Genomic DNA, 26,436 nt, shown 5'->3' on the forward strand with positions numbered 1-26,436 from the left:
CCCCGCCCCCGGCCGCCCCGCCCCCCCCCCAACCGCCGCCGGCCCGGCCGGGCCTGTTGCTCACTCTCCGTCACCGCCTCTGGCCGGGCCGGCCCGGCGGGCATCCGGTATCGTCGCTGGTTGGTCGAACGGTGGACGGAGCGAACAGTGACAGCGGTGCAAGACGAGCGCAGCACGGTGCAGACCGCACCCGACCCGGCGCCCGCCCCCCTGTCGGACCGCCTCGCGGCCGCCCTCGGCGCACCCGTACGGGCGCTGCGCGAGGCACCGCGCCGGCCGCTGCTGGCCGTCTCGGCCGTGGCGCTGCTGTCCCTGGTGGTCTACGCCGTGGTCCGGCACTTCGTCCACACCTCGATGGTCGACATGATCGTCTACCGGGCCGAGGGCGCCGCCGTGGCCGACGGCCGCGACCTCTACGCCCTGCGGGTCACCGAGTGGAACCTGCCCGCCACCTACCCGCCGTTCGCCGCGATGCTGTTCGTGCCGACGACCTGGTTCCCCGTCCCGGTCCTCCGGATCGTGATCACGCTCGGCAACCTCGGGCTGCTCGCGCTCCTCACCCATCTCTCCTTCAAGCTCGTCGGCTGGCCGCGCCGCGAACTGCGCGCCCTCGGCGTGATCCTGGTCACCGGTGCCGGGGTCTGGCTCGAACCCGTCTTCACCACACTGCGCTACGGCCAGATCAACCTCGCCCTGGCGTGCCTCATCCTCTGGGACCTCACCCGCCCGGACGGCCGCCGCAGCAAGGGCGTCGCGATCGGCATCGCCGCCGGCATCAAGCTCACCCCCGGACTGTTCGCCGTCTACCTGCTGCTCACCGGCCGGATCCGGGCCGCCTTCGTGGCCGGCTTCACCTTCCTCGGCACGTTCCTCGTCGGAGCGCTGGTGCTGCCCGACGCCACCTGGGGCTTCTGGACCAAGTACCTCTACGACTCCTCGCGGGTCGGCAAGACCCACATCGTCGACAACCAGTCGCTCCGCGGCGCCTTCGCCCGGCTGCTGCACACCAGCGACCCCGGGACCGTCGCCACCCTGGGCGCCGGCCTGGCCGCACTGGCCGGCCTCGCCATCGCCGCCTGGGCGGCCAGGAGCTCGCGCTGGCTTCCGCGCGCCGAGGCGTGGGGCGTCTGCTGCGCCGCCGTCACCGCGGTGCTGATCTCGCCGATCAGCTGGACCCACCACTGGGTCTGGTGCGTGCCCCTGCTCGTCCTGCTCGCCTGCGAGGCCTCGGTCGAGCGGGCCCGTCCGGCCGCCGTCCGCAAGGTGCGCTGGCGCGCCGCCTTCGGGGCGACGCTGGTCGCGTTCCTCTCCTTCGCGATGTGGGCCGCGAAGCCGCTGGGCGACCTCGTCCTGCACCTCTCGCCGCTCCGCCAGATCCCGACCTCCATCTACCCCCTGGTCGGGATCTGCTTCCTGCTCGCCGCCGCGCTACGGATATGGGCGCGCCGACGGGCCGCCGGCGCGCCGCTGGCCCTGCTGCCCGGGCAGCGGGCGGGCGGCGGCCGTCCGGGTCCCGCGCGCGACCATCAGCAGGCCCCCGCGGCCCGCTGAGTCGTCGGGGCCGGTGGGGTCCTGGGGTGTGCCGGGCTTTCGTGGGCCGGTGGGGTCCTGGGGTGTGCCGGGCCGTCGTGGGCCGGTGGGGTCCCGGGGTGTGCCGGGCCGTCGTGGGCCGGTGGGGTCCTGGGGTGTGCCGGGCTTTCGTGGGCCGGTGGGATGCGCCGGGCCGGTGGAGCCGTGCCGCGCGACCAGGTCGCGCGCACTCACGCGAGCAGCTCGGCGAGCGAACCGTCCATGTCCAGGGCGGCCATCTCGCTGCCCGGCGGCACCAGCCGGTGAGCACGCTCCAGCCAGGCGGCCACCGCCGGCAGCGGCGCCTCCAGCAGCGCGTCCCCGGCCGGCGAACTCAGCGCCATGCAGAGCACGCTGCGCCGCCCCGACCGGGTCGGCCAGATCCGCACGTCCCCCTGCCCGCACGGGCGGAACGTGCCCTCCACCAGCAGCTCGCGGGCGAACACCCAGGTGACCGGCGAGCCGGTGTCCAGGTGGAAGGTGATGTGCACCGCGTACGGGTCGTGGCTGCCGTACGACAGCCGGGCCGGGACGGGGACGCTGTGCTCGGGGGAGAGCACCAGGTTGAGCTCCAGCTCGTGCTCCACCACGCTCGTCGGGCGTTCCATGATCGCTTCCTCTCTGCCTGCGGTTCGTGCCCGGTTCCGGGCCCTGTGACTTTGGAGAGCGCGGGCCGGGCGCGCTCTTACACACGTTTCCGGGATTTCTTCGGGGGAGTCCGCGGACCGCGGCGCAGAGCGGTGGGGCGCCGGGGGAACGGGCACGGGACCACCGCGGTGCGCCCTCGTCCCTACCCCGGCCGGGTCGGGGCTGTCCGGTGATTGGCCAAGTTCCAACCTCCGGGCTTCCGAGGTACTACCCTTTGTGACTGCCCGGCGACTGTCCGCCCATCCGGCGGTACCCTCGCGCGCGCCGACGGCGAAGCCACCCGTGCCGCCCGAGCCGCCGTCGTGAACCGCTCGCCGGGCGCGCCGCACGGCCCTGCGAGGAAAGAAGACCCCCATGACGGACCAGCCCTTCGCCGGCGGCGCGGACACGGCCGTCGATCCCGCACCGGGCTACTACCCCGACCCCTCCATCCCCGGCTTCGTCCGCTACTGGGGCGGCACGGCCTGGGTGCCCGGGACCAGCCGCCCCTCACCGGCGGAGGGCGAGGTGCTTCAGCCGCCCCGGTTCGTGGCCCGCCGCAGCGGGGCGGCGGGCGGTGCCGCCGGCGCGGGGGTCGGAGCACGGTACGTGCCGCCGCCGGCGGGGCCGGCCGGAACGGAGGAGGCGGAGGAAGGGGTGGCGTCGCACGCCCCCGGGGGTGCCGCGGCTGTCGTGGAGCGGGCGCCGGAGCGGGTGCCGGAGCGAGTGCCGGAGCGGGCGTCCGACAAGGCGGCGGACGTGGCGGAGGCCTCGTCCGGGGAGACCGGACCGGTGTACCTGGACCAGACGGCGGGCGGCGCGTCGTTCACCTTCGGGCCGCAGTTGGCCGCCGGCGGGACGGTGTTCCGGCCGGAGGGTGCGGACGACGCGGCGGGCGCGGCGGGCGCGGCGGGTTGGGAGGCGGTGCGCGAGACGGTGCGCGAGGTCGGGCCGGCAGACGAGGCGCAGGCCGGCTGGCAGGTCGACCCGCAGGCGCAGCGGGGGCTGATGGAGACCGGCGGCGCGCCGCGGTGGGTCTCCTGGGGCGTGCTGCCCGGGGCGGAGCAGTGGGCGGAGGCGTCCAGGGTTGAACCCTCCAGGGTGGAGGCGTCCAGGGTCGAGGCGGTTCGGACGGAGGCGTTCGGGGCGGAGGCGTTCGGGGCGGAGGCGTCCAGGGGTGAGGTAGGCGCTTCGGTGGCCGGGCCGGCCGTGGCGGCCGAGGCCGCGGTGGATCCCGCGCCGGTGGCGGCGGCCGTGCGGGTCACCGTGCCGATGCCCGTTCCGATGCCCGTTCCGATGCCCGTTCCGGTGGCGGGGCCGGTTGCGGGGCCGGAGCCGGAGCAGGAGTCGGCTCCCGGGTCGGCGGCGGACGGGGCGCCGGAGTCGGCCCCTGGGCCGGCGGTGGAGGTGGCGCCGGCGCCCGCTCGTGCCGCGGCGCCCGCTCGTGCCGCGGCCCCCGCCACCCGTGCGGCGCGTCCGGTGCCCGGGCCGCGCCCGGCCACCCGTCGCCGCCCGGCCCCGCCGGTGCCGGCCGGGCTCGGGCGCCGGCTGGCCGCCCGGCTGGTGGACACCGCCGTCCTGGCCGTGGTCGCCACCGCCGCCGCCGTCCCGCTCGGCAACTCGGTCAGGACCCACCTGCAGGACAAGCTCGACCAGGCCCGGATGGCCAGCTCGCTCACCCGCCGCCAGGTCGACGTCTGGCTGGTGGACGGCGTGGTGGTCGGCAAGTTCGCCGTCCTGGTCGGCATCCTCGCCTTCGTCGGCCTGCTCTACGAGGTCCTGCCGACCGCCCGCACCGGCCAGACCTTCGGCAAGCGGCTGGCCCGGATCCGGGTCATCGACGCGGCTCCCTCGGCGGCCCGTGTCCGGCTGACCGTCGGACGCTCGCTCTGCCGATGGCTGGTCAGGAACGCCTCGGCGGTCCTGCTGCTCGGCCTCGTCTGGCCGGTGTTCGACCGTCCGGCCCGGCGCGGCTGGCACGACCGCGCGGCCCGCACCCGGGTCGTCCGGTCCTGACCCGGCCCGGCGGAGGTCACCGGGCGAAACGGACTAAATATCCGAAGCTCGGAGAATGTGTGATGTTCTACTCAGGGGCATGAGCACCTACAATCCCTCAGGCCCCGACCCGGAAGGGGGCGGCCAGCCCTCCTCCGACAAGCAGCCCCCGCAGTCGGCCGGCGGCACGCCGGAAGGTGCGCCGTCAGACCCGTACGGAAACCCCCGGCCCGGCAGCCCCGACGACCGCCCCGGCGCGTACGGCGGCAATTACGGCGGTACCCCCGGCGGGTCGCCGTACGGGCAGAGCCCCTACGGCCAGTCGCCGTACGACAAGCCGCCGTCCGGCTACGGCTCGCCGGGTACCGGGCCCGTCCCCGGGATGCCGCCGCTCGGCAGCTGGCCCAGCCGGATCCTCGCCCAGCTGATCGACTACCTGCTGGTCCAGGTGGTCGCACTTCTCGTGGTGCTGCCCTTCGCCAGTCTCGGCGACCGCTTCGGCTCGGCCGGCGCGTTCTGGCTCGCCTGCGGGCTGTACCTGATCTACGACGGTGTGATGCTCAGCCGGGACGGCCAGACCCTCGGCAAGAAGGCCTTGAAGATCCGGGTCGCCATGCTGATCGACGGCAGCACGCCGACCCCGGCCGCCGCCTGGACCAGGTCCGCCGTCTTCATCCTCCCGGCGGTGGTCTGCTGCGCCGCCTTCTGGTGGGTGATCGACGGCCTGTTCGGCGTCTTCGACAAGCCGTACAGCCAGTGCATCCACGACAAGGCCGCGAAGACCGTGGTGGTCTCCACAGCCTGAGTGTCCGTGATCCCGGTGGCGCCCGGTGGCGCCTCAGCGCTGCCGGGCGTACTCGTGCCCGGCGGGAGCGGGAGCGGGAGCGGGAGCGGGGGAGGGGGCGGGCTCCGGCGCGGGGGTGGGGGCCGGTACGGGAGTCGGCGCGGGGGCCGGCTTCGGCGCGGGCTTCCCGCGCTGCGCGGTGGTGGACAGTGACAGCACCGTCACCAGCGTGCCGAGCGCGAGCGCGAACCCGACCAGCACCGTGACCGCCAGGACGCCCGTGGCGCCCGAGACGGCCAGCAGTGCCACGGTGGCGGCGACGACGGTGAAGGTGCCGAGGCATATCTGAGCGGTGGTCGGGCGCGGCATGGCGTCGGTCCTTCGCACGTCGGGGGAAACGGGCGGGTGGTGCCGGTACCGAATGTTCCTACCCGGCACGGGAGTTCGGTAAGTGCAGCCTAACCCGCCGGACCTGGGGCACGGGGGGCGCACGGGCTCACCGTGGGGTCGTGCGCCCCGCTCGGTACGGTGATCGTGACCGGACCGTTCACGCACTCAGGGGGAACCGCCGTGCCCGTCGCCGACTGGCCCACCACCGAGACCGAGGCGATCGCCGAACAGGAACGGCTGCGCCCGCTCGTCCAGCCGTACGGCCCCGGTCCCTCCGGCGCGCAGGACGACCGGCTGATCGCCGGTGTCGACGTCGCCTACGACGACGAACGGGACCTCGTCGTCGCCGCCGCGGTGGTCCTCGACCTCGACGGCCTCGCCGTCGTCGAGGAGGCCACCGCCGTCGACCGCGTCGCCTTCCCCTACGTCCCCGGCCTGCTCGCCTTCCGCGAACTCCCCGCAGTCCTGGACGTCCTCGAACGGCTCACCCACGCCCCCGGTACCGTCGTCTGCGACGGCTACGGCCTCGCCCACCCGCGCCGCCTCGGCCTCGCCAGCCACCTCGGTGTGCTCACCGGCCTGCGCACCATCGGCGTCGCCAAGACCCCGTTCACCTTCGACCACCGCGAACCCGGCGCCCCCCGAGGCTCCTGGGCCCCGCTCACCGACCCCGCCACCGGCGAGGAGGTCGGGCGCGCCGTCCGCACCCGGGCCGGCGTCAAACCCGTCTTCGTCTCCGTCGGCCACCGCATCGGCCTGACCGAAGCCGTCGACACCACCCTCGCCCTCGCCGACCGGTACCGGCTGCCCGAGACCACCCGCCATGCCGACTCGCTCTGCCGCCGGGCCCTCGCCGCCCTGCAGAAGGGGACGTCCGCGAACTGACGGCTCGCCGGCCCGTCGGCGGTTCGGCCGAAGCGCCATACTCCCGGCCCGGAGCATGTGTTAGACATGTCTCTCCGGAAGCTGCGCAGAACAGTTGAACGGGACGGCTACACGGGGCAGCCGCCGAACGGCGGCCTCACAGGCAGCGGAACGACGGACGCAGGGGAGGCGCCGGAAGTGGCGACGGGGACCGGATCGACCGGCGGGGGCGGCCAGGGATACCGCGTCGAGGTCGATCAGCTGAGGGCGTTCGCCGCCCAGGTACGCGGACTGCTGGCCGAGTTCCAGCACCACGCCGACGGCACCACGGCCCACGGCCAGAGCGCCGTGGGCAAGAGCGCCCTCGGCACCTTCGCCGAGGCCACCGAGCTGCACGACCGCTACCAGACCATGCGGGACGGCCTGCGCGACGTCCTCAACCAGCTCCAGGACGCCGTCGACGACGCCCAGAAGAAGGCCGAACTCACCGCCACCAACTACGAGGAGCAGGAACACCGCACCTCGGGCAAGCTGAAGCTCGGCGACGACGGCTGGTCGGTCGCCAGCCCCTCCGCCACCAGCGCCGCCGCCTACGCCCAGACCGTCGCCCCGGCCCAGCACAGCGGCGGGAAGTCCGAGCGATGAGCGCCGCACGCCAACAGCCCCCGGAGAACGGAGACGGCCACCGATGAGCGGATCGGGCTACACCAAGTTCAACGACTACAGCCACGCCGAACTCCGGAAGATGGCCCAGGCCCTCAACCCCGGCGAGGTGATGGCCGCCAGCGACCCCTGGCGCCGCGCCGCCGACACCCTCAAGGCCATCCGCGCCACCCTCACCCGCGCCAGCACCGAGGCCGCCGTCAGCTGGGAAGGCAGCACCAGCGACGCCTTCCACAAGCGCATGCTCAACCTCGCCGCCACCATCAACAACGCGGCCTCCTACGCCAACGACGCCGCCAACACCCTCAAGCACCTGTCCGAAGCCATCGCCCAGGCCAAGCACGACATGCCCGAAGAGCCCAGCGGGTGGGAGCAGTTCACCGACGGAGTCGGCGACACGGTCTCCGCCGTCTTCGGCGGCGACGACGAGGACACGAAGACGGCGGTCGCGGAGCAGAAGAAGGCCGAAGCGGCGGCGGTCATGCAGACGCTGGCGATGCACTACCGGGTCGCGGCGCCGATGCTGAAGCCGCCGCCGCCACTTCCGCGCCGCGATGACGTTCACGACGTCCCATCGTCTCCAGCCGATGCCTCCGCGGGAGCACCGGCACTGAGCGCCGTCATGGCCGGAATCGGCTATACCGGGACAGGAACGGTGCCGGTCGCCACCGGAGGTTCGACGCCGCGGGTAGGGAAGGCCGCTGATCAGCCTGCGCCGAGGTCGGCGGCGGCGAAGCCGGCACCGACACCACCGAGGACGGACTCGGGCATCAAGGGTGGGACGGCTCAGGCGGCTCCCAAGCCTCCGTCCGTCACGAACTACGGCCCCGGTACCGGGATCGACGGCACGACGATCAATCCTTCCGGCACGTCCGGGACCAGTCCGCTGTCCACCAACCCCGCCAACCCGACGTCCAACCCCGGAACGCCCATCGGCCCCACGGCGAGTGGTAATGGTGGCGGACCGGGGCCGACCGGAGGCGGGCCGATCATGGGCGGGCAGGCAGGGCAGGGAAACAACCCTGGCAAGGGCGGCGGGATCCAGAACAAGGACGTATTCGGCCGCACGGCGAGTGCCCCTGGTAAGGCTGCCGGACGCGGTGGAAAGGCTTTCGGCGCGGGAGAGGAGCTCGGAGGCGGTTTCGGGACTGGAGGCCGCGCCGCGGGGGCCCGCCCCGGAGGCGGTCTTTCGGGGCGGACTGGAGGCATTGTCGGCGGGGGCGCGCGTCCGGGGAGCGGATCCGGGGCGAAGCAGGCCTTCACCGAAGGCGGTTCCGGGCTCGGAGCCCGAGGTCGGGCCCGGGGAGAGCTGGGCGCGAATGCGGCGGGCGGTATGGCGCCCGGCATGCCGCTCACCGATGCCCAGCGGCGCAAGAAGGAGAAGGGTAAGGACGGCAAGCGGCCGGATTACCTCGTCGAGGACGAGGAGACCTGGGCGTCGGACAAGCCCGCCAACCCGAACGTGGTGGAATGAGCCCTGTCCGCTAGTGGACAGGCTGATGATCAGTCGTCCCGCAGGTCCGTGACCTGCGGGACGCTTCGCTGAGTGGGGTGACCAGGCTTGACGAGCAGCCGGCTTGTGCGAGGTGCAGCTTCGTTGGCTGCCGGGACCCTCTTGTGGGGAGTGGCTGCTTCTCCGGCAGCTGCGGATCAGATTCGCGATGGGCAATGGCCCCTGAAGAAATATCAGGCAGAATCAAAGATCTGGCCGGTAAGCCAGGGTGACGGAGTTATTGTCGCCGTGGTGGACGGTGGCGTTGAGGGAGATCACCAGGATCTTGTTGGGCAGGTACTGTCTGGAGCCGATTTCTCCGGCGAGAAGACGGATGGCCGGACGGATAGGAACGGCCATGGTACCGGTATGGCCAGTTTGATTGCCGGTACGGGGCACGGTCCACAGGCCGGCGTCATGGGCCTCGCACCCAAGGCAAAGATCCTTCCCATCAAGATCAGAAGTGATGGAGAGTCGGCTGGACTCGAACAGTCCGACATTGCTTTGGCCGTCAGATTTGCAGTGGATCACGGAGCGAAGGTCGTCAACATTTCGCTCGGAGGCTATGCGCGGCTTGATTCCGAGGCGCGTGACGCGATCAAGTATGCCGTAGCCAAGGATGTCGTTCTCGTGGCATCCACTGGAAATAGCGGGAACAGGGCTTTGCCTGTCGAGTACCCGGCGGCCTTCCCTGGCGTGGTTGCAGTGGCGGCGGTCGATGAACAGGGAGAGGTGTGGGAGAAATCCACATTCGGTCCCGAGACAACGATCGCCGCACCGGGTGTGGAGGTTTATCGCGCCACTGCCACTTCGACTTCGAGTTATGGCATCGGCGATGGCACCTCGGACGCCACCGCCTACGTGTCTGCGACGGCGGCCCTCATCCGTTCGAAGTACCCCACCCTCTCCGCCGGCCAGGTCATCAACCGGATGATCAAGAGCGCTACCCCTCCGTCGGACGGTTCGGCAGTGCCCGATGCCCACTACGGCTACGGGATCATCGACCCCGCCAAGGCCCTGGCGCCGAATCCCGCCGTGGACGGGGGGCCGAAGGAGAATCCGCTGCTGAGCCGGGCAGAGTCGCAGGGGGCTCCGGACGCGGGGGAGGCGCCGCCCGGGGTGCCCTCCGCCGGGGCGAAGGGCAATCCCGGGATCACCTACACGCTCATCGGCGCCGGGGTGCTGTTCGGGCTGGTGCTCGTCGCCGTCTGCGTGTCGTTGGTGGTGCGCGGGCGGCGCAAGCGGCGGGAGGCTGCGGCGGAGCCGGGTGGCACCGGCTACCCGTATCCGGTGCCACCGCCCCCCGGGCCGCCCGGGCAGCAGGGGTACGGCTACGCGCCGCCGCAGCAGCCTCCGGCGCCGCCGACGGGGAACCCGTATCAGTAGGCCTGCGGTTGGGCCGCCAGCCACTCGTCGCGCAGGGCCGCCATGTGCAGGACGTCGTGGAACTCGCCGGCCCAGTGGTGGGCCTGGCGGGCGCGGCCTTCGAGGACGAAGCCGGCCTTCTCGTAGGCGCGGGCGGCGCGTTCGTTGAAGGCCCAGACCTCCAGGTGGACGCGGTGGAGGCGGACCTCCTCGAAGGCGTGGCGGAGGAGGAGGCGGGTGGCCTCGGTGCCGATGCCGCGGCCGGTGCTGCCGGGGGTGAGGGCGATCCGGAAGCTCGCGGAGGCGTTGTCGCGGTCGAGGTCGTTGAGGGCGAGTTCGCCGAGGAACCGGCCGGTGGCGGGGTCCTCGACGGCGAGGTCGAGGCGGTCGGGCTGTTCGGCGCGGGTGGCGCACCAGGTGCGGATCTGGTCGTGGGTGAAGGTCTGGCGGGTGCCGGTGAGGCGGTTGGTCTCCTCGTCGGCGGTGAACCGCCACATGGGTTCGGTGTGGCGGGCGGCCAGGGGCACGAGGGTGATGGTGGGCCCGTGCAGGGTGGGCTTCTGGGCGAGCGCGGCGTCGTTGATCATGTCCGGGCGGCCTCAGAGCTTCCGGTGCATGACGTGCAGGCCGACGTAGCCCTTGTCGGGGTGGCGGAAGGCCTCGGGGACGGTGGTGAGGATCTCGAAGCCGAAGGTCTGCCAGAGCGCGACGGCGCGGTGGTTGGTCTCGACGACGGCGTTGAACTGCATGGCGCGGTAGCCGTCGGCGCGGGCCTGGTCGAGGACGTGGGCGCAGAGGGCGCGGGCGACGCCCCGGCCGGAGTGACGGGGGTCGACCATGAAGCCGGCGTTGGCGACGTGGGAGCCGCCGCCGGCCTGGTTGGGGTGGCTCTCGGCGGTGCCGAGGACGGTGCCGTCCTCGTCGACGGCGACGAAGGTGCGGCCGGGTGCGGGCTTGAACCAGAGGGCGCGGGCGCGTTCCTCGTCGGTGTCGCGGTCCCAGCTGTAGGTTTCGCCGGCGGCGATGATCTCGCGCAGGAAGGGCCAGATCGCCGGCCAGTCGTCGGGGGTGGCTTCGCGGATGAGCATGGTGTCCAGCATGGACCGGTGCGCCCCGGTCCGACCAGCGGTTTTGGCCGGGGCGGATCTCCCTGCGGAGGGCCGGAACCTGCCGCTGCCGGCCGGCTGGCAGCGGCGCCCCGGCCGGCCGTGGCGCCCCGGCCCGCGCCGGGCACACTGGGTAGGCCGGGCTACTCGGCGACGGCGATCTGCTCGCGGTGGTGGGCGGGTGCGGTGAGCTCGTCGACCACGGCCACGGCGAGGTCGGCCTGGGCGATCCGCTCGCCGAGGACCTGTGGGCCGCCGGTCCGGTAGCGGCCGGTGCCGGGGGCGGCGCGGTCGAGGTCGAGGGGCGGGGTGACCACGACCCAGTCGAGGGCGGCGTCGGACTCCCGCAGCCGGTCCAGGGCGAGGGCGTGGCCGAGCGAGAAGGCGCGGTAGGCCTCGGGGAAGGCCGGGTCGTCGTGGACGGCGGTGCCGGGCGCGGTCTCCAGGGTGGTGGCGACACCGACGTGCACCAGCCGGCGGACCCGGGCCGTGCCGAGGCCGGCCACCAGCGCGTCGGCGGTGGCCCCGTAGAAGTCCGTGGAGGGGACGTCGGGCGTGTAGACGGTGGAGACGGCGGCGGTGTGCCCGTGTGCGGTCGCGGCGACGGCGGCCGGGTCGGTGACGTCGCAGCGCACGAGGCTGACGCCCTCGCCGGCGAGGTCCCGGTGGCGCTCGGGGTCGCGGACGGCGGCGGTCACCGCCAGTCCGCGCCGCCGGGCCTCGGTGACGACTGCGCGCCCGACCTGGCCGCCCGCGCCGAAGACGACGACGCCGCGGTCAACCTGCCTGGGGGTGCTGCTCATTGTGGTCTCCGTCCGCTCGCCGGGGGCGCTGTCGCCCGCCGTTGCGGTGACGGTAGACCGGGGGCGGCCGGTTACTTCAACGGTACCGGCGGGGGCCTGCGGGGACGGTGGGTCGGCTACGGTCGGGGCCATGCCGCCGACTGCGATCGAACCCCTGTCACTGGAACCGTCGCCCCTCGCACCCCGGCCTCTCGAACGCCCGCCCCTCGCACCCTTGCCGGCGGACTTCTTCGACCCGGACTGCCCGGTGCAGACGATGCCGGTGCTGGGCGGCAAGAAGTGGACCTGGAAACTGATGCGCTGTCTGGAGGGCGGTCAGCGCCGGTTCTCCGAGCTGCGGGTGCCGCTGGTGGGCATCACGGCGAAGGTGCTGGCCGAGACGCTCCGCGCGATGGAGCACGACGGGGTGGTGAGCCGGACCGAGTACGCCGAGAACCCGCCGCGGGTGGAGTACGCGCTGACACCGCTGGGCCGTTCGCTGCTGGGGCCGATGGACGCGGTCTGCGGGTGGAGCCGCGAGCACCTGGCCGCCCTGCTGGAGGCCCGCGAGGCGTACGAGCGGGACGAGCGGGAGGGGCGGGGCGAGTAGGACCACCGGGACGACCGGGTCGAGCCGCGGCGCGCGGGCCGAGCGGGACGAGCCGTGGCGCGCGGGCCGAGCGGCGCCGGGCTGGCAGCATTTCGGTGCCCGCTGGCGCTATGGCCGCTGGTGGGGGCCGCGTCCGGGCGGCCATCCTGGACGCATGACCACTCCTGAGAACACCCCCGCCGCCACCGCCACCGCCACCGGCGACGCCATCGTCCCGGACACCAAGGACTGGACGTGGGTCCTGGAGCGCGCGTGCCCGGACTGCGGCCTGGACTCCGCGGCCGTGGCCCGCGAGGCGGTCCCCGGGCTGATCCGGGACAACGCCGGCGCCTGGGTGGCCGTGCTGGCCGGGGACGAGGAGGAGCTGCGCCGCCGCCCCCGTCCGGAGATCTGGTCGGACCTGGAGTACGCGTGCCATGTCCGGGACGTCTTCCGGCTGTTCCACTTCCGGCTGAACCTCATGCTCGACCAGGAGAACCCGGACTTCCCGAACTGGGACCAGGACGAGACGGCCGTCGCCGAGCGCTACGCGGAGCAGCTGCCGCAGGAGGTCTCGGTGGAGCTGGACGAGGCCGCGCAGGTCCTGGCGGACGCGTTCGAGAGGCTGGCCGCCGAGCAGTGGCAGCGCACCGGCAACCGCAGTGACGGCGCACGCTTCACCGTGGAGTCGTTCTCCCGCTACCTGGTCCACGACCCGGTCCACCACCTGTTCGACGTGACGGGCGAGCGGGTCTGATCCCGCCGGCCGAACGGCGGTGCGGGGGAGCGGGGTGCGACGGCCCGGCCGGGGTCACCAGCCGGAGGCCTCGCGGAGCATGGTGCGGCGGAGTCGGCCGGCCACGCTGGCGGTGTCGGTGCCGATGACGTCGGCGATCTCGGGGGCGGCGAGGCCGACGATGTAGTGCAGGATCGCCAGGTCGTCGTCGGCGGGGCGGCTGGGCCCGGCCGGGGGGTCGGCCCGGAGGGTGTGCTCGTTGACCGTCCCGCGCAGGATCTGCCAGGCGTTCGCGGTCGGGTTGGAGCTCCCCAGCAACTCGCGCCACTGGACGGCGATTTCGGCGAACGCCTGCTGGACGGCGCCGGCCGCCTCAGTACTGTCCGGCAGCCAGACCCGGGCGTAGCTGAGGTAACGCGGCCGGTGGAGCTCGCAGAACGCCGCGAACTCCAGTGATACCGCAGGCGGTTCGCCGGGCCCCGGGGGAGGCTCGGCGGTGCTGTCATGACGGTTGGTCATCTCGGCTTCTCGGCAAGTGAGATGGGCTTCTGGCGGTCGATCATCCGTGCTCACTCTACGGTAGGCGCTCGGTGCGCTGGGTTACCAATCGGATTGAATGCCCGGAACGTGCCGCCGCTCGGCCGGTTCCAGCGGTGGCCGGGTGTGGGCCGACGGGCGGCGGGGTGGCGCGGGGCCGGTGGTGGGGGTGGTGCGCAGCGCTGCCAGGGTCGCGAGAGTGAAGATGTCATGGCCGGTCAGCGGGGGTGGCCGGCAAGGGCGGTGGAGCGGTTGATGGGTCACCGTAGGCGGTCCGGTGGCTCACGTCCACACCCGAGGCGTGAAGCCCCGCCCGCGCCACCGGACGCGCGCGCGGCGGATGGGCGGCGGGCGCGGAGGCGGGCGTGCGGGTGGGTGGTGCGCTCCCGTGGACCGCGCGCGCCGGGGGTGGGCGAAGCAGGGTGTCCGGGGTGGGCGAAGCGGGGTGTCCGGGGTGGGGTGAAGCAGGGCCTCCGGGGGGCGCAGGTGCGGGGCCGGGTGGCGGAGGTGAGGGGTGGAGGTGGCGGGGCGGGTCGTCCGGCGCCCGCCCCGTTCGCGCCCCTCGCGCCTGCCGCATGTGCGGACGGCCGGACGGGAAGGGTGCTATGACGATGCGTCAGCCAGACGTGCTGGCCTCCGAGGGGGAGGGCAGGTCGTCCGCCGCGGTGCTCCGTCCGAGCTGGGCGGGGAACGACTCGACGGCCCGCCGCCGGGCCAGTTCGGCCGCCCTCGCCGCCGTGACCGCCGTCGCCGCCGTGGCCGCCGCTGCACGGGCCGCGGCCGCCACGCTCTCGCCGCCGTCCCCGGGGTCCTCCACGGCACCCCTCGCGGCGCCTTCCCGGTGCCGCCGGACGGCCGCGTCGGCCGCCCCGGTCCCGTCGGCCGCGTCCGCCGGGCCGGTCCCGTCGCCGGCGTCGGTCCCGCCGCCTCCCCGCCCCCGGCCGGCGGCCGTGCGGGCGGCGTGCTCCTCGGCCGCCTGTCTCGCGGCCAGGTAGGCCTGGACGGCGGCCATCCCGTAGACGGGCTGGATCAGTTGGTGCCCCTTGAAGAAGGGTCTGGCCGGGGCGAATCCGGCGGCGACCACGAGGTCGCGGATCTCGGCTATCTCGGCTTCACTGCGGGCGGTGAAGCGGACCTCCCAGCCCTTCTTGTACGTATGGCCCTGTTCGCCGCTGCGGCGGGCCGGGTCCGGCCGGCGGACGTATCCGGGCAGGCGGCCGAGGCGGAGCTGGGCCGCGCGGAGGCCGGCGGTCTCGTCACGTGACATGAACTAAGGGTAGGCAATCCAGGGAGCGGGAGTGACGCCCGGCGGCGCTTCGGCGTATGCCCTTGGTCACTCTCGGTCAGAAACCCTGGTCGTTGACCGGCCACGGCCAGCGGCGGCAACCGTGTGACCTCCCATTACTCCAAATGGGTGAGGGTATGGGGACTTTAGTGCGGGCTGATCCCGGTTTCGCGACGGTTGGGTAACAGTGCGTCAGGCGACCGATGAGCGGTCCGGGCTGTTGGGGATGGTGTCGGCATGAGCTACCGGATTCCCTCGCCGCCGCCGTCCCTGGAGGAACTGGCGAAGCGTCAGCAGAACGTCGTCACCGCCAGCCAGCTGCGCGCCCGGGGCGTGCCGGGCCGGGTCGTCAGTGAGCACTGCCGCCGCGGCGGGCCCTGGCAGCGCCTGCTGCCCAGGGTCTACCTGCTGCAGTCCGGCGAGCCCACCCCCGAGCAGCGGATGTGGGCCGCACTGCTGTACGCGGCGCAGAACGGCCGGGAGGAGGGCCGCCGGGAGGGCGCGGTGATCACCGGCACCGCCGCGCTCGCGCTGTACGGCTTCGCCGCGGTGCCCCGGCTCCCGGCGGTCACCGGGGTGGACGTGCTGGTGCCCCGTCAGCGCCGCCTGAAGGACGCCGGCGAGGTCCGGATCCGGCGCACCGAAAGGGAGTTGGTGGCCCGCTCGGTGCACGGGCTGGCCTGTGCGCCGGTCGCCCGGGCGGTCGCCGACGCGGTGCGCGAGTGGACGGCCGAGGGCGCGGCGGAGTCCGGCGACGGCGCCGCGCTGCCCGTCCGCGAGGTGCTCCGGGAGGCCCTGGGCCGGGCCGGCGCCCGGGTGCGCCGGTCCGAGGCCCGCTGCACCCTCCAGGAGCTGGTCGCCGAGCTGACCGAGTCCGGGCTGGCCGCCGACCTGCGGGTGCGGCCCGCGCTGGACGAGCTGCTGGCCGAGGAGCGGGACGCCGCACTGGCGCGGATCGGCGAACTGGTCGACGAGTGGCTGCTGCCCGTCCCGCTGGCCGGCCCGGAGCTGCGGATGCGCGGCGGCACCTACATCGCCGTGCCGGACCTGTACTGGCCGCAGGCCGGCGTGGCGGTGGAGGTCGACTCGGAGCTGCGCTGCGTCAGCGAGGGCGAGGCCGCCTGGGTGCGCGGCGGCCAGCACCGGATGGAGTACCTGGGGATCCGGGTGGTCTACCTCTCCGGTGCCCGGCTGGCCACCGAACCGGACGCGGTCGGCGCCGAACTGCGCGAGGCCTTCCGGCAGGGCGGCACCGACGTGGTGGAACTGCTGCTCGGCGAGGGCTGACCCGGCTCAGCCGTGAACGGTCGGCGTGCCGACCAGCTCGACCCCGGCCGCCCGCAGCTCCTCCAGCGCGGCGGCGGTGGTCCCGGGCGCCACGCCCGCCGTCAGGTCCAGCAGGACGCGGGTGGTGAAGCCCGCCCGGGCCGCGTCCAGCGCGGTGGCCTTGACGCAGTGGTCGGTGGCCAGGCCGACCACGTCCACCTCGGTGACCTGGCGCTCGCGCAGCCAGTCGACCGGCCCGCGGTTGTTCTCGTCCAGCCCCTCGAACCCGCTGTACGCCGCCGCGTAGGCACCCTTGTCGAAGACCGCCTCGATGGCGCCGGAGGTGACGGAGGGCGCGAAGTTGGGGTGGAAGCCCACCCCCTCGGTGCCCGCCACGCAGTGCACCGGCCAGCTGTTGACGTAGTCCGGGTCGTCGGAGAAGTGGTCGCCCGGGTCGATGTGGTTGTCGCGGGTGGCGAGGACGTGCTGGTACCCGGGGCGGCCCTCGGCGATCAGGTCGGTGATCGCGGCGGCCACCTCGGCCCCGCCGGCGACGGCCAGACTGCCGCCCTCGCAGAAGTCGTTCTGCACGTCGACGACGATCAGTGCCCGGTGCATGGCTCGCATCCTCGGTTGTGGGGGGACGGCGCGCTGGTTCTGTGCGCCTCCGGTGGGAACTCTACGGTCGACTGTAGGCAGTGGCACCCGGGGGCGGAAGGCCCGGGGAGCACCCGGGCCCCGCCCCGCGCTCCGCCGCCCGCTGTCACAGCATCAGTTCGGTCGGCAGGACCGGGTCGCCCTTGGAGAGCTGGGTGGCCGAGAGCGGCAGTCCCGCGCGGGCCCGGACGTGGCGTTCGCGGGCCGCGCCCAGCGGCTCCCGGCCGACCACCTCGCCGGCCAGCACCAGCGGCACCTGGAGCAGGTGCGGCTCCAGGTCGGCCGGGACGGCGCCGGTGCCGACCACCTCGGCCTCGGCCACGCCGTCCGCGTCGGGCCGCCGGGCCGCCCACTTGCGGCCGCCGATGCTGGTCTTGCCGCCGGCCGCGCGCTTGGCGACCGGCACCAGCGGGCCGTCCGGCGAAGCGGCCCGGGCGACCAGCTTGTAGACCATCGCGCAGGTCGGGTGGCCGCTGCCGGTGACCAGGCTGGTGCCGACGCCGTAGCCGTCCACCGGGGCGGCCGCCAGGGCGGCGATCGCGTACTCGTCGAGGTCCGAGGTGACGATGATCTTCGTGTCGCGGGCGCCGAGCTCGTCCAGCTGGCGGCGGACCCGGTGGGCCAGCAGGGTGAGGTCGCCGGAGTCGATCCGCACCGCGCCCAGCTCGGTCCCGGCCACCTCGACGGCGGTGCGGACGGCCTCGCGCAGGTCGTAGGTGTCGACCAGCAGCGTCGTGCCCTTGCCCATCGAGGCGATCTGCGCCCGGAACGCGTCCCGCTCGCTGTCGTGCACCAGGGTGAAGGCGTGCGCGGCGGTGCCGGTGGTGGGGATGCCGTGGGTGAAGCCGGCCTCCAGGTCGGAGGTGGCCGCGAAGCCGGCCACGTACGCGGCCCGGGCGGCCGAGACGGCGGCCTGCTCGTGGGCGCGCCGGGCGCCCATCTCGATCACCGGGCGCCCGCCGGCGGCGGAGGTCATCCGGGAGGCGGCGGCGGCGATCGCCGAGTCGTGGTTGAGGATCGACAGGATCACCGTCTCCAGGATCACCGCCTCGGCGAAGGTGCCCTCGACGGTCATCAGCGGCGAGCCGGGGAAGTACGCCTCGCCCTCCGGGTAGCCGTGGATGTCGCCGGTGAAGCGGTAGTCGGCCAGGAAGCGCAGGGTGTCGGCGTCGACCACGTCCTGGGCGGCCAGCCAGTCGAGCTGCGCCGCGGTGAAGCGGAAGTTCTCGACCGCGTCCAGGACCCGGCCGGTGCCGGCCATCACGCCGTAGCGGCGTCCGCTCGGCAGGCGGCGGGTGAACACCTCGAACACGGAGCGGCGGTGCGCGGCCCCGCTCTGCAGGGCGGCCTGCAGCATGGTGAGCTCGTAGCGGTCGGTGAGGAGCGCGGTCGAACCGGCCGCGCGCACTGAAGTGGCGTCCATGGGGATGATGCTACTACCACTTAGCGTCAGATTGACGATTTCTCGTGGGGGGCGTTCGCGAAGGCGTGGGGCGGAATCGCCCGGAGGTCCCCCGGATGGCAGCATGGGGGCTGAAAGGTGCAGGTACCGGAGGAACGGCGAGGAGGACCCGGCGGTGAGTGTCGCGCCCGCGGAGATCGAGCGACCGGAGGTCGAAGGCCTGCCGGTGGCGGAGCCGGACACCCCCTGGGTGACCATCGTGCACAACGACCCGGTCAACCTGATGAGCTACGTCCAGTACGTCTTCCAGGCCTACTTCGGGTACCCGAAGGACAAGGCCAGGAAGCTGATGATGGAGGTGCACACCAAGGGTCGGGCGGTGGTCTCCAGCGGCTCCCGCGAGGAGATGGAGCGCGACGTGCAGGCGATGCACGGCTACGGCCTCTGGGCGACGCTCCAGCACGACTGAGCCGCGGCGCCGCCGGGCGCCGCACCACCGGGGGCGGCGCCGCACCACCGAAGACGACGAAGACGGGCTGACCGATAACGATGGCTGGGTTGTTCGAGAGTGCCGGCGGCGGGAGCGCGGCGATCGCGCTGGACGAGGTGGAGGCCTCCATCCTGCGCTCCCTGGAAGTGCAGATGCTGGAGCTGATCGGCCCCGGCCCGGGCGGTGAGGGCGGCGACCCGCTGGCCGCGCTGTTCGCCGAGGGCCCGACCGAGGCGCCCTCGGACCCGGCGCTGGCCCGGCTGTTCCCGGACGCCTACCGGGACCCGGAGAAGCCCCAGGACGACGAGAGCAGGGCGGCCTCCGGCGAGTTCCGCCGCTACACCGAGCTCGACCTGCGCGCCCGCAAGCGCGACGACGCACTGCAGGTGGTCCGGGCGCTGGACGGGCTCGGCGGCGAGGGCGGGGTGCTCAAGCTGCCCGCCGCCGACTGCCCGCGCTGGCTGTGCGCGCTCAACGACCTCCGGCTGACCCTGGGCGTGCGGCTGGAGGTCACCGAGGAGGACGAGCAGGGGCTGTACGACCTGCCGGACGCCGACGAGCGGAAGCCGCTGGTGATGGCGTACCTGTGGCTGGGCGCCCTCCAGGAGTCGCTGCTGGAGGCGCTCTCGGACTGAATTCCGCCCGCTTCCGGGCAGGCCCCGACCCCGTCCGCATGCTGGACGGAGGGTCGGGGCTTTTAGTTTCAAATCGGGCGAAACCGTAGTACTCCATGCTCAAATGTCGCTCAGATGCACACCGCTGTCCGGACGCCGCGTGGTACGACTTCTCCACCCCACGAGACCCATCCAGGACGGTGCACCATGGCCGAGCAGCTCCACGACGAAACGGTCGACACCGAACCGGACGGCGAGGGCTACGAGCGGGGGCTGGGCAGCCGCCAGATCCAGATGATCGCGATCGGCGGCGCCATCGGCACCGGCCTCTTCCTCGGCGCCGGCACCGCGATCTCCAAGTCCGGCCCGAGCCTGATCCTGTCGTACGCGGTGGCGGGCGTGGCGATCTTCGCGATCATGCGGGCGCTCGGTGAACTCCTCACGTACCGCCCGGTGTCGGGCAGCTTCGCGGAGTACGCCCGGGAGTTCCTCGGCCCCTTCGCGGGCTATGTGACGGGCTGGACGTACTGGCTCTTCTGGGTTGTCACGGGTATGGCGGAGACCACCGCCGCCGCCGTCTACGTGAAGTTCTGGGCGCCCGGCATCCCGCAGTGGCTCAGCGCGCTGACCTTCCTGGTCATCCTCTACGCGGCCAACCTGATCTCGGTGAAGCTCTTCGGCGAGATCGAGTTCTGGTTCTCCATGGTCAAGGTCACCGCCATCATCGGCATGATCCTGATCGGCATCGGCGTCCTCACCCTCGGCTTCAGCGACGCCGGTGACACCGCGTCGGTCAGCCACCTCTGGGAGAACGGCGGCTTCTTCCCCAAGGGGATCGGCGCCACCGTGATGACGCTGCAGATCGTCATGTTCGCCTACCTCGGCGTGGAACTGGTCGGCGTCACCGCCGGCGAGAGCGAGGACCCGCAGAAGACCCTGCCGCGCGCCATCAACACCCTGCCCTGGCGCATCGCGCTGTTCTACATCGGCGCCCTGGTGGTCATCCTCTCGCTCGTCCCGTGGACCGAGTTCCAGCCCGGCGTCAGCCCGTTCGTCGCCGCCTTCGGCAAGATCGGCATCCCCGCCGCGGCCGGCATCATCAACTTCGTGGTGCTCACCGCGGCGCTCTCCTCCTGCAACTCCGGCATGTACTCCACCGGCCGGATGCTGCGCGACCTCGCCCTGCGCGGCCAGGCCCCCGCCGGCCTCACCAGGCTCAACTCCCGCCGCACCCCGGCCGCCGCGATCACCCTCTCCTCGCTGCTGATGGGCGCCGGCGTCGTCCTCAACTACCTCGCCCCGGCCAAGGCGTTCGAGTACATCACCTCGGTCGCCACCGTCTGCGGCCTCTGGACCTGGGCGATGATCCTGATCTGCCAGATCCGCTACCGCAAGGCCTGGAAGGCCGGCCACCTCCCGCCGCCCACCTTCAAGGCGCCCGGCGGCGTCTGGAGCAGCTGGGCCGCGCTCGCCTTCCTCGCCCTGGTCGTCGTGCTGATCGCCCTGGACGAGGACAGCCGCATCTCGCTGTACGTCCTCCCCGTCTGGGCCGTGCTGCTGGTGGTCGGTTACCAGGTCCTCAAGCGCCGCAGCCCGGCCGCCCTCGACGCCGTCGCCGACGAGCACCCGCACGCCCGCGTCGGTGGCTGACCACCTGTCGGACCACGGCGTGGACGCCCCGGCCGGTGCCCGCCGGGGCGTGGCTATCCTGACCGCATGCTGACCATCACCCGAGAACTGCGCGACGCGATCGTCGCCCACGCCCGCGCCGACCACCCGGACGAGGCCTGTGGCGTGGTGGCGGGCCCGGCCGGGACCGGGCGGCCCGAACGGTTCGTCCCGATGCTCAACGCCGCCCGCTCGCCCACCTTCTACGAGTTCGACTCGGGCGACCTGCTCAAGCTGTACCGCGAGATGGACGACCGGGACGAGGAGCCCGTGATCGTCTACCACTCGCACACCGCGACCGAGGCCTACCCCTCGCGCACCGACGTGAGCTACGCCTCCGAGCCGTTCGCCCACTACGTCCTGGTCTCCACCGCCGACGGCAACGGCCCCGACGACCCGTACCAGTTCCGCTCGTTCCGCATCGTGGACGGCGAGATCACAGAGGAAGACGTCCAGGTCGTCGAGGCCTACCAGCCCTGACCAGCACCCACCTGGGCGCGGCCCGCCGACTGCCCGCGAGCGGTCGGCGGGCCGACGTCATCTCAACAGAAGAAACGGAAACATCCGGATCGCGAGACAGGCATGTCGGAGCGAGGCCGGGAATCTATACGATGAGCCCATGCGTTCCGTCGATGTGAGCACCCAGGCCCCGGGCACCCGCCTCGTGGCGCGCCTGCACGTCGACCTGTGCCGGCTCGCCAGTGCGATCTGTCCCGGCACGCCGGCGCGCTCTCGCTGAGCCGCCCGCCCACGCCCGCCGCACGCCCTGCGCCCCGGGCCCACCCGCCCTGCCGCGCCCGCTGCGGCCCACCCACCTCACGACTCGCACAGGAGCGCACCCATGGCCATCGAGGTCCGCATCCCGACCATCCTCCGCACCTACACCGACGGCGCCAAGGCCGTCGAGGGCACCGGCAGCAACCTCGGGGAACTCTTCCACGACCTCGACGCCCGCCACCCGGGCATCGCCGCCCGCCTGCTGGAGGGCGGCGAGCTGCGCCGCTTCGTCAACGTCTACCTGAACGACGAGGACGTCCGCTTCCTGGAGGGCATCTCCACCGCCCTCGCCGACGGCGACAGCGTCACCATCCTGCCCGCCGTGGCCGGCGGCGCCCGCTGACCTCCCGCTCCCCCGCCCGCCCGCGCGGGCGGGGGAGCCGCCGCTCCCGACCCTCACCGCCGTTGCCGGAGGCCCCCCTTGCGTTACGACAGCCCGCTCGAAGCCGTCGGCAACACCCCGCTGGTCCGCCTGCCCCGCCTCTCCGCCGGCATCCCCGGCAACGCCGACGGCCAGGTCACCCTCTGGGCCAAGCTGGAGGACCGCAACCCCACCGGCTCCATCAAGGACCGCCCGGCGCTGCACATGATCGAGCGCGCCGAGGCCGCCGGCCTGCTCACCCCCGGCTGCACCATCCTGGAACCCACCAGCGGCAACACCGGCATCTCGCTCGCCATGGCCGCAAAGCTCAAGGGCTACCGGATGGTCTGCGTGATGCCCGAGAACACCAGCGAGGAGCGCCGCGAACTGCTGCGCATGTGGGGCGCCGAGATCATCGCCTCCCCGGCCGCCGGCGGCTCCAACACCGCGGTGCGGATCGCCAAGGAGATCGCCGCCGAGCACCCCGACTGGGTCATGCTCTACCAGTACGGCAACCCGGACAACGCCGGCGCCCACTACGCCACGACCGGCCCCGAGATCCTCGCCGACCTGCCCACCGTCACGCACTTCGTGGCCGGCCTCGGCACCACCGGCACCCTGATGGGCGTCGGCCGCTACCTGCGCGAGAAGGTCCCCGGCATCCGGATCGTCGCCGCCGAACCGCGCTACGACGACCTGGTCTACGGCCTGCGCAACCTCGACGAGGGCTTCGTCCCCGAGCTGTACGACGCCGAGGTGCTCACCACCCGCTTCTCCGTCGGCTCCGCCGACGCCGTCCGCCGCACCCGCGAACTCCTCCAGCAGGAGGGCATCTTCGCGGGCGTGTCCACCGGCGCGATCCTGCACGCCGCGCTCGGCGCCGGCCGCAAGGCCGCCGCGGCCGGGCAGCGCGCCGACATCGTCTTCGTCGTCGCCGACGGCGGCTGGAAGTACCTGTCCACCGGCATCTACACCGCCGAGTCGACCGAGGCCGCGGTCGAGGCGCTGCAGGGCCAGCTCTGGGCCTGACGGCTCACTGGCCGGCCGACACCGCCCGCTGCGCGCGGGCCCAGATCTGCCGGTCCACCACGCCGGCCCGGCGGCGGAAGTCGGCGAGCGGCACCTCGCGCAGCTCGTCCGTCTCCAGCCAGCTGGTCCGGCCCTGGCGGTCGCCCACCGAGCCCGGCGGCAGCGGCAGCACACCGGGCCGGTCGGCATGGTGCTTGCTGGTGATCTTCGCGACGGTCGCGGTGCGGCCGTTCACCCGCAGCACCAGGCACGGGCGGTCCTTCACCCCCGGGCCGTCCTCGAACGGCACCTGCGCCCACCAGATCTCCTGCGGGGCCGGCCCCGGCCGGCCCTTCGCCGGGCGGGGCCGTGCCCGTGGTGCGGCCGGGGCCTTCCGGGACCGCCGGAGCACGGCCAACGCCAGGACCGCGACGCCCGCCACGGCCAGGACCACCCAGATGCCAGTCATGCGGCGAACCGTACCGGGACCGCACCCGCCCCCACCACTGTGGCCGCCGTGACCGCCGGGCATTTGTCCGCACCGTGCTCCCGTTTCGTCACGGAACGTCCACAGTGCCCGTTTCTGCGGCAAAGCCACCCCCGGGCTCCGGAAAAGCTGCTCCCGAACGTCCCCCCACGCCCCGGAGGTGACCCCGTGAGCCGCAGCACCGACCTGTGGTCGTACGCCGAGATCGCCCGCCACATCACCGTCCAGCCGGAGACCGTCCGCAACTACCGGCGGCACGGGCTGCTGCCCGACCCGGACGTCGTCGACGGCGACGGCCACCCCCGCTGGTACCCCGACACGATCAGGGCCTGGGCCCGCCGGCGTCCCCGCCACCGCTGAACCGGCGCCTGCGGCCCCGCCGGACCGGCGCCCCGGCGTTCTGGTGATTCCAGCCACAGCGCGGCACGGAGACGGGGGCAAAGTGCCTCTCCGCCCTTACCCTCGACACACGCGAGGGCAGCGTCACCGGCCGGTTCACCGGCCCGCACTGCCATGACCAGCGGCAGCCAGGACGTGTCGGGGCGGAGGGGCTCGGATGAAACTGACCGTGGTGGGGTGCTCGGGGAGCTTCCCGTCCGCCGACTCCCCGTGCTCCAGCTACCTCGTGGAGGCCGACGGCTACCGGGTCGTGCTCGACCTCGGCAACGGCGCACTCGGCGCCCTGCAGAAGTACGCCGACATCTACGACGTCGACGCCGTCCTGCTCAGCCACCTGCACGCCGACCACTGCGTCGACCTCTGCGCCTACTGGGTCGCCCGCAACTACCGCGCCGAGGGCTGTCCCGACCCGATGCCCGTCTACGGCCCGGCCGGCACCGCCGAGCGGCTCGCCCGCGCGTACGACATGCCGGAGAACCCCGGCATGAAGGAGGTCTTCGACTTCCGCACCCTCACCCCCGGCGGCTTCGACCTCGGACCGTTCCGGATCGGCGTCGCCCAGGTCAACCACCCCGTCGACGCCTTCGCCTTCCGGCTCGAACACGACGGCCGCAGCCTCGTCTACTCCGGCGACACCGGCGAGAGCGACGAACTCGTCGAGCTCGCCCGCGACGCCGACCTCTTCCTCTGCGAAGCCGCGTACATCGACGGCCGCGACACCTACCAGGCCGTCCACCTCAACGGGCGCGAGGCCGGCGAGCACGCCACCGCCGCCCGCGCCCGCCGCCTCGTCCTCACCCACATCCCGCCGTGGACCGACGCCGAGCACAACCGCCGGGACGCCGCCGCCGCCTTCGCGGGCCCGGTCGACATCGCCCGGGCGGGCGCGGTCTACGAGATCTGAGCCGACGGGCGGGCCCCTCGCGGGCGCACACGAAGAATTTCGGGATCACCTGCAACCGTCAGGCCTCCCGGGCGTCTTGGTAAGTGAGCGGCGGGAGAGCCGCATCACCAGGCCGGGCCCGTCGGGCCGGCCACCGTCAACGTCACCAGCACGCCTACTTCGTGCTGCCCGGGAGGCCTCGCCGCCGTCCGGGAAGGTTCCGGGGGGAATCCATGCGCCAGAAGCAGATCAACCGTGCCCTGCGCCGTGTCCGCGGCGTCGTTCCGGCCGTCGTCCTCACCGCGGGGCTGGTCGCCGGAGGGGCGGTGACCGCCGCGCCGGCCTTCGCCGCCGCGGGGCCGCTCAACCTCACCGTCCACGGCCCGGCCGGGATCGGCTTCGCCGGCCAGCCGGTGGAGTTCACCGAGACCATCGGCAACGCGGGGGACCAGGGCTTCGCCGTCGCACTGGAACTCTCGGTCGAGACCAGCCTCGGGGCGCCGGCCAACGCCATGAGCATGGACTGGCGCAACGACATGACCGGCAGCTGGGAGCACCTCTCGCTGGAGTCCCGCACCGCGGGGGACAAGGTCGTCTTCTCGACCGTCGCGGGCAAGATCATCGTCCCGCCGGGGGGAACCGACGTCCACCTGCGGCTCGGCGCACCCATGGGGACGCCGCACGACGGCGACAGCAACGGCGGCGTCGGCCCCGCCGTCACCCTCCGGTCGAACGTCAAGGGCTGGTGGCAGGACGGCCCGGTCGAGCCCGAGGTCAAGGACGCCCGCCAGATCAAGGTGGACTCGATCTCCAACGGCATCGCCGGGGTGCCACACACGGCCGTCGCCGGCGGCGCGCCGATCGAGTTCGACGCGGTGCTCCGGAACCCGACCCCGTCGGCCTACGTCAATCTCGGCAACGTGCTCTTCACGGACGGACATGCCAAGCTCGAAGTGCGCGGCGCCGACGGCCGGTGGACGGCGCTGACCGCCGTGCCCCGGTCGGAGGCGGACGGCGGAGGCTCGGGCTTCTACCTCGACGGCCGTGACTCCTCGGCCGCGCCCGGCAGCACGACGACCAAGCGGGTCCGGGTGACCTACCCCTCCGCCATGCCGGCCGGCCCGACCCGGTTGCAGCCCTGCGTCTTCGTCAACGAGTCGGCCGGTCACCCCTTCCACGGCACCACGACCTGCTCGGGCGGCGTGGACGTCCAGGTCGCCGTGGACACCGCCGCGAAGGGGCGCGGCGCCGGCCCGACCACCACCCCGGCCACCGGCCAGGGCACGGGCACGGGCGCCGGCCAGGACACCAACCAGGACACCAACCAGGCCAAGCCGAAGCCGAAGGGCGGAGCCGTCCCCGCCCCCGCGCCGGCCGCCGCCGTCACCACCGCCCCGGCCGCGCCCGGCGCGACCGCCACGCCGGCCGCCGCCCCCGCCTCGCCCGGCACGGTCACCGTGGCCGCGCCCGCACCCGCCGAGCGGCTGGCCACCACCGGCGCCGACGGCGACCACACCAGCGTGATCGCGGGCCTCGCCGCGGCCCTGCTCGGCGTCGGCTCGGGCGCCTTCGCCCTGCTCCGCCGCCGCCGCTCCGCCTGACACCACGGCGACCACCGGCCCCCTGCGCCCCGACCGGGC

At 73.5% G+C, this 26,436-nt stretch carries 30 protein-coding genes; 20 read left to right on the forward strand and 10 right to left on the reverse strand.

Going from position 1 to position 26,436, the window contains the following annotated elements; translation table 11 throughout:
- The first annotated feature begins 147 nt into the window (after positions 1-147).
- Entirely contained in the window at positions 148-1,551 is a 1,404-nt protein-coding gene (locus ACFC1F_RS25835; protein ID WP_209416104.1) for a glycosyltransferase 87 family protein, read from the forward strand.
- 209 nt (positions 1,552-1,760) lie between these two features.
- On the opposite strand, the gene ACFC1F_RS25840 is transcribed toward ACFC1F_RS25835, so the two are convergent.
- On the reverse strand, positions 1,761-2,177 hold the full coding sequence (locus ACFC1F_RS25840; RefSeq protein WP_376161675.1) for an SsgA family sporulation/cell division regulator: 417 nt from the start codon (positions 2,175-2,177) through the stop codon (positions 1,761-1,763).
- Positions 2,178-2,571: 394 nt separating this feature from the next.
- Between ACFC1F_RS25840 and ACFC1F_RS25845 the strand changes: the two genes are divergently transcribed.
- Entirely contained in the window at positions 2,572-4,212 is a 1,641-nt protein-coding gene (locus tag ACFC1F_RS25845) for an RDD family protein (protein ID WP_376161677.1), read from the forward strand.
- 79 nt (positions 4,213-4,291) lie between these two features.
- The gene (locus ACFC1F_RS25850) at positions 4,292-4,996 is read left to right on the forward strand and encodes an RDD family protein (RefSeq protein WP_376161679.1); all 705 of its coding nucleotides are present in this window, start codon (positions 4,292-4,294) and stop codon (positions 4,994-4,996) included.
- Between the two features lie 33 nt (positions 4,997-5,029).
- On the opposite strand, the gene ACFC1F_RS25855 is transcribed toward ACFC1F_RS25850, so the two are convergent.
- A complete protein-coding gene (locus tag ACFC1F_RS25855) occupies positions 5,030-5,344 on the reverse strand; it encodes a hypothetical protein (RefSeq protein WP_376161681.1) in 315 nt (104 codons plus the stop codon).
- A 201-nt stretch (positions 5,345-5,545) separates the two neighbouring features.
- On the opposite strand from ACFC1F_RS25855, the gene ACFC1F_RS25860 reads away from it, so the two are divergent.
- The 4 genes from ACFC1F_RS25860 to ACFC1F_RS25875 all read left to right on the forward strand — a co-directional run bounded on the left by ACFC1F_RS25860 (position 5,546) and on the right by ACFC1F_RS25875 (position 9,770).
- Positions 5,546-6,250 carry an endonuclease V gene (locus ACFC1F_RS25860; protein ID WP_376161682.1) on the forward strand — a complete coding sequence of 235 codons (705 nt, stop codon included), beginning with the start codon at positions 5,546-5,548 and terminating at the stop codon, positions 6,248-6,250.
- Positions 6,251-6,427: 177 nt separating this feature from the next.
- On the forward strand, positions 6,428-6,874 hold the full coding sequence (locus ACFC1F_RS25865; protein WP_209416110.1) for a hypothetical protein: 447 nt from the start codon (positions 6,428-6,430) through the stop codon (positions 6,872-6,874).
- Positions 6,875-6,917: 43 nt separating this feature from the next.
- The gene (locus tag ACFC1F_RS25870) at positions 6,918-8,366 is read left to right on the forward strand and encodes a WXG100 family type VII secretion target (RefSeq protein WP_376161684.1); all 1,449 of its coding nucleotides are present in this window, start codon (positions 6,918-6,920) and stop codon (positions 8,364-8,366) included.
- 270 nt (positions 8,367-8,636) lie between these two features.
- Positions 8,637-9,770, forward strand: coding sequence for a S8 family serine peptidase (locus tag ACFC1F_RS25875; RefSeq protein WP_376161725.1), 1,134 nt, complete (start codon positions 8,637-8,639; stop codon positions 9,768-9,770).
- Here the strand turns inward: ACFC1F_RS25875 and ACFC1F_RS25880 are convergent.
- From ACFC1F_RS25880 to ACFC1F_RS25890, 3 genes are all read right to left on the reverse strand, one after another.
- Positions 9,764-10,336: a GNAT family N-acetyltransferase gene (locus ACFC1F_RS25880; RefSeq protein ID WP_376161686.1), complete on the reverse strand. Its 573-nt coding sequence runs from the start codon at positions 10,334-10,336 to the stop codon at positions 9,764-9,766. The two genes, ACFC1F_RS25875 and ACFC1F_RS25880, sit on opposite strands and share 7 nt — an antisense overlap.
- Before the next feature lie 12 nt (positions 10,337-10,348).
- Positions 10,349-10,837, reverse strand: coding sequence for a GNAT family N-acetyltransferase (locus tag ACFC1F_RS25885; protein ID WP_376161688.1), 489 nt, complete (start codon positions 10,835-10,837; stop codon positions 10,349-10,351).
- Between the two features lie 161 nt (positions 10,838-10,998).
- The gene (locus ACFC1F_RS25890; protein WP_376161690.1) at positions 10,999-11,658 is read right to left on the reverse strand and encodes an NAD(P)-dependent oxidoreductase; all 660 of its coding nucleotides are present in this window, start codon (positions 11,656-11,658) and stop codon (positions 10,999-11,001) included.
- A 214-nt stretch (positions 11,659-11,872) separates the two neighbouring features.
- Here ACFC1F_RS25890 and ACFC1F_RS25895 point away from each other — a divergent pair, with 214 nt between their 5' ends.
- Both ACFC1F_RS25895 and ACFC1F_RS25900 read left to right on the forward strand, forming a co-directional pair.
- Entirely contained in the window at positions 11,873-12,247 is a 375-nt protein-coding gene (locus ACFC1F_RS25895; protein WP_376161692.1) for a winged helix-turn-helix transcriptional regulator, read from the forward strand.
- 154 nt (positions 12,248-12,401) lie between these two features.
- A complete protein-coding gene (locus tag ACFC1F_RS25900) occupies positions 12,402-12,983 on the forward strand; it encodes a DinB family protein (protein ID WP_376161694.1) in 582 nt (193 codons plus the stop codon).
- A gap of 54 nt (positions 12,984-13,037) precedes the next feature.
- Here ACFC1F_RS25900 and ACFC1F_RS25905 read toward each other — a convergent pair whose 3' ends face one another.
- Together ACFC1F_RS25905 and ACFC1F_RS25910 are read right to left on the reverse strand one after the other, a co-directional pair.
- Entirely contained in the window at positions 13,038-13,481 is a 444-nt protein-coding gene (locus ACFC1F_RS25905; RefSeq protein WP_209416116.1) for a hypothetical protein, read from the reverse strand.
- A 634-nt stretch (positions 13,482-14,115) separates the two neighbouring features.
- On the reverse strand, positions 14,116-14,766 hold the full coding sequence (locus ACFC1F_RS25910; protein WP_376161696.1) for a hypothetical protein: 651 nt from the start codon (positions 14,764-14,766) through the stop codon (positions 14,116-14,118).
- 255 nt (positions 14,767-15,021) lie between these two features.
- Here ACFC1F_RS25910 and ACFC1F_RS25915 point away from each other — a divergent pair, with 255 nt between their 5' ends.
- Positions 15,022-16,071 (forward strand): hypothetical protein, encoded by a 1,050-nt coding sequence (locus tag ACFC1F_RS25915; RefSeq protein WP_376161698.1) that lies wholly within the window; start codon positions 15,022-15,024, stop codon positions 16,069-16,071.
- A 6-nt stretch (positions 16,072-16,077) separates the two neighbouring features.
- On the opposite strand, the gene ACFC1F_RS25920 is transcribed toward ACFC1F_RS25915, so the two are convergent.
- Together ACFC1F_RS25920 and ACFC1F_RS25925 are read right to left on the reverse strand one after the other, a co-directional pair.
- Positions 16,078-16,668 (reverse strand): isochorismatase family protein, encoded by a 591-nt coding sequence (locus ACFC1F_RS25920; RefSeq protein ID WP_209416119.1) that lies wholly within the window; start codon positions 16,666-16,668, stop codon positions 16,078-16,080.
- Between the two features lie 145 nt (positions 16,669-16,813).
- Positions 16,814-18,130, reverse strand: a complete 1,317-nt coding sequence (locus tag ACFC1F_RS25925) for a nicotinate phosphoribosyltransferase (RefSeq protein ID WP_376161700.1) — start codon at positions 18,128-18,130, stop codon at positions 16,814-16,816.
- A 154-nt stretch (positions 18,131-18,284) separates the two neighbouring features.
- Here ACFC1F_RS25925 and clpS point away from each other — a divergent pair, with 154 nt between their 5' ends.
- From clpS to ACFC1F_RS25960, 7 genes are all read left to right on the forward strand, one after another.
- Complete coding sequence (gene clpS, locus ACFC1F_RS25930; RefSeq protein WP_148644646.1) at positions 18,285-18,578, forward strand: ATP-dependent Clp protease adapter ClpS; 294 nt, start codon at positions 18,285-18,287, stop codon at positions 18,576-18,578.
- A gap of 80 nt (positions 18,579-18,658) precedes the next feature.
- The gene (locus tag ACFC1F_RS25935) at positions 18,659-19,234 is read left to right on the forward strand and encodes a DUF2017 domain-containing protein (RefSeq protein ID WP_209416121.1); all 576 of its coding nucleotides are present in this window, start codon (positions 18,659-18,661) and stop codon (positions 19,232-19,234) included.
- Positions 19,235-19,420: 186 nt separating this feature from the next.
- Entirely contained in the window at positions 19,421-20,863 is a 1,443-nt protein-coding gene (locus ACFC1F_RS25940; RefSeq protein WP_376161703.1) for an amino acid permease, read from the forward strand.
- Positions 20,864-20,929: 66 nt separating this feature from the next.
- Entirely contained in the window at positions 20,930-21,361 is a 432-nt protein-coding gene (locus ACFC1F_RS25945; RefSeq protein WP_209416123.1) for a Mov34/MPN/PAD-1 family protein, read from the forward strand.
- Positions 21,362-21,500: 139 nt separating this feature from the next.
- Positions 21,501-21,620, forward strand: coding sequence for a putative leader peptide (locus ACFC1F_RS25950; protein ID WP_327677307.1), 120 nt, complete (start codon positions 21,501-21,503; stop codon positions 21,618-21,620).
- Positions 21,621-21,722: 102 nt separating this feature from the next.
- Positions 21,723-22,001, forward strand: a complete 279-nt coding sequence (locus tag ACFC1F_RS25955; protein WP_209416124.1) for a MoaD/ThiS family protein — start codon at positions 21,723-21,725, stop codon at positions 21,999-22,001.
- A gap of 78 nt (positions 22,002-22,079) precedes the next feature.
- Positions 22,080-23,048, forward strand: a complete 969-nt coding sequence (locus ACFC1F_RS25960; protein WP_376161706.1) for a PLP-dependent cysteine synthase family protein — start codon at positions 22,080-22,082, stop codon at positions 23,046-23,048.
- Between the two features lie 4 nt (positions 23,049-23,052).
- Here ACFC1F_RS25960 and ACFC1F_RS25965 read toward each other — a convergent pair whose 3' ends face one another.
- On the reverse strand, positions 23,053-23,496 hold the full coding sequence (locus ACFC1F_RS25965; RefSeq protein WP_376161708.1) for a type II toxin-antitoxin system PemK/MazF family toxin: 444 nt from the start codon (positions 23,494-23,496) through the stop codon (positions 23,053-23,055).
- 186 nt (positions 23,497-23,682) lie between these two features.
- Between ACFC1F_RS25965 and ACFC1F_RS25970 the strand changes: the two genes are divergently transcribed.
- The 3 genes from ACFC1F_RS25970 (at position 23,683) to ACFC1F_RS25980 (ending at position 26,397) form a co-directional block, all read left to right on the forward strand.
- Positions 23,683-23,874: a MarR family transcriptional regulator gene (locus ACFC1F_RS25970; RefSeq protein WP_209416127.1), complete on the forward strand. Its 192-nt coding sequence runs from the start codon at positions 23,683-23,685 to the stop codon at positions 23,872-23,874.
- A 196-nt stretch (positions 23,875-24,070) separates the two neighbouring features.
- Positions 24,071-24,817 (forward strand): MBL fold metallo-hydrolase, encoded by a 747-nt coding sequence (locus ACFC1F_RS25975; RefSeq protein WP_209416128.1) that lies wholly within the window; start codon positions 24,071-24,073, stop codon positions 24,815-24,817.
- A gap of 212 nt (positions 24,818-25,029) precedes the next feature.
- Positions 25,030-26,397, forward strand: coding sequence for an LPXTG cell wall anchor domain-containing protein (locus tag ACFC1F_RS25980; protein ID WP_376161710.1), 1,368 nt, complete (start codon positions 25,030-25,032; stop codon positions 26,395-26,397).
- Positions 26,398-26,436: the final 39 nt, after the last annotated feature.

The sequence above is a fragment of the Kitasatospora sp. NPDC056181 genome (assembly GCF_042266225.1).
GTDB lineage: Bacteria > Actinomycetota > Actinomycetes > Streptomycetales > Streptomycetaceae > Kitasatospora.

Coding starts and splice junctions, on each gene's coding strand:
- ACFC1F_RS25840 (WP_376161675.1), bottom strand. CDS start 2,177: ATGGAACGCCCGACGAGCGTGGTGGAGCACGAGCTGGAGCTCAACCTG.
- ACFC1F_RS25845 (WP_376161677.1), top strand. CDS start 2,572: ATGACGGACCAGCCCTTCGCCGGCGGCGCGGACACGGCCGTCGATCCC.
- ACFC1F_RS25850 (WP_376161679.1), top strand. CDS start 4,292: ATGAGCACCTACAATCCCTCAGGCCCCGACCCGGAAGGGGGCGGCCAG.
- ACFC1F_RS25855 (WP_376161681.1), bottom strand. CDS start 5,344: ATGCCGCGCCCGACCACCGCTCAGATATGCCTCGGCACCTTCACCGTC.
- ACFC1F_RS25870 (WP_376161684.1), top strand. CDS start 6,918: ATGAGCGGATCGGGCTACACCAAGTTCAACGACTACAGCCACGCCGAA.
- ACFC1F_RS25880 (WP_376161686.1), bottom strand. CDS start 10,336: ATGATCAACGACGCCGCGCTCGCCCAGAAGCCCACCCTGCACGGGCCC.
- ACFC1F_RS25885 (WP_376161688.1), bottom strand. CDS start 10,837: ATGCTCATCCGCGAAGCCACCCCCGACGACTGGCCGGCGATCTGGCCC.
- ACFC1F_RS25890 (WP_376161690.1), bottom strand. CDS start 11,658: ATGAGCAGCACCCCCAGGCAGGTTGACCGCGGCGTCGTCGTCTTCGGC.
- ACFC1F_RS25900 (WP_376161694.1), top strand. CDS start 12,402: ATGACCACTCCTGAGAACACCCCCGCCGCCACCGCCACCGCCACCGGC.
- ACFC1F_RS25905 (WP_209416116.1), bottom strand. CDS start 13,481: ATGACCAACCGTCATGACAGCACCGCCGAGCCTCCCCCGGGGCCCGGC.
- ACFC1F_RS25910 (WP_376161696.1), bottom strand. CDS start 14,766: ATGTCACGTGACGAGACCGCCGGCCTCCGCGCGGCCCAGCTCCGCCTC.
- ACFC1F_RS25915 (WP_376161698.1), top strand. CDS start 15,022: ATGAGCTACCGGATTCCCTCGCCGCCGCCGTCCCTGGAGGAACTGGCG.
- ACFC1F_RS25920 (WP_209416119.1), bottom strand. CDS start 16,668: ATGCACCGGGCACTGATCGTCGTCGACGTGCAGAACGACTTCTGCGAG.
- ACFC1F_RS25925 (WP_376161700.1), bottom strand. CDS start 18,130: ATGGACGCCACTTCAGTGCGCGCGGCCGGTTCGACCGCGCTCCTCACC.
- ACFC1F_RS25935 (WP_209416121.1), top strand. CDS start 18,659: ATGGCTGGGTTGTTCGAGAGTGCCGGCGGCGGGAGCGCGGCGATCGCG.
- ACFC1F_RS25940 (WP_376161703.1), top strand. CDS start 19,421: ATGGCCGAGCAGCTCCACGACGAAACGGTCGACACCGAACCGGACGGC.
- ACFC1F_RS25945 (WP_209416123.1), top strand. CDS start 20,930: ATGCTGACCATCACCCGAGAACTGCGCGACGCGATCGTCGCCCACGCC.
- ACFC1F_RS25950 (WP_327677307.1), top strand. CDS start 21,501: ATGCGTTCCGTCGATGTGAGCACCCAGGCCCCGGGCACCCGCCTCGTG.
- ACFC1F_RS25955 (WP_209416124.1), top strand. CDS start 21,723: ATGGCCATCGAGGTCCGCATCCCGACCATCCTCCGCACCTACACCGAC.
- ACFC1F_RS25965 (WP_376161708.1), bottom strand. CDS start 23,496: ATGACTGGCATCTGGGTGGTCCTGGCCGTGGCGGGCGTCGCGGTCCTG.
- ACFC1F_RS25975 (WP_209416128.1), top strand. CDS start 24,071: ATGAAACTGACCGTGGTGGGGTGCTCGGGGAGCTTCCCGTCCGCCGAC.
- ACFC1F_RS25980 (WP_376161710.1), top strand. CDS start 25,030: ATGCGCCAGAAGCAGATCAACCGTGCCCTGCGCCGTGTCCGCGGCGTC.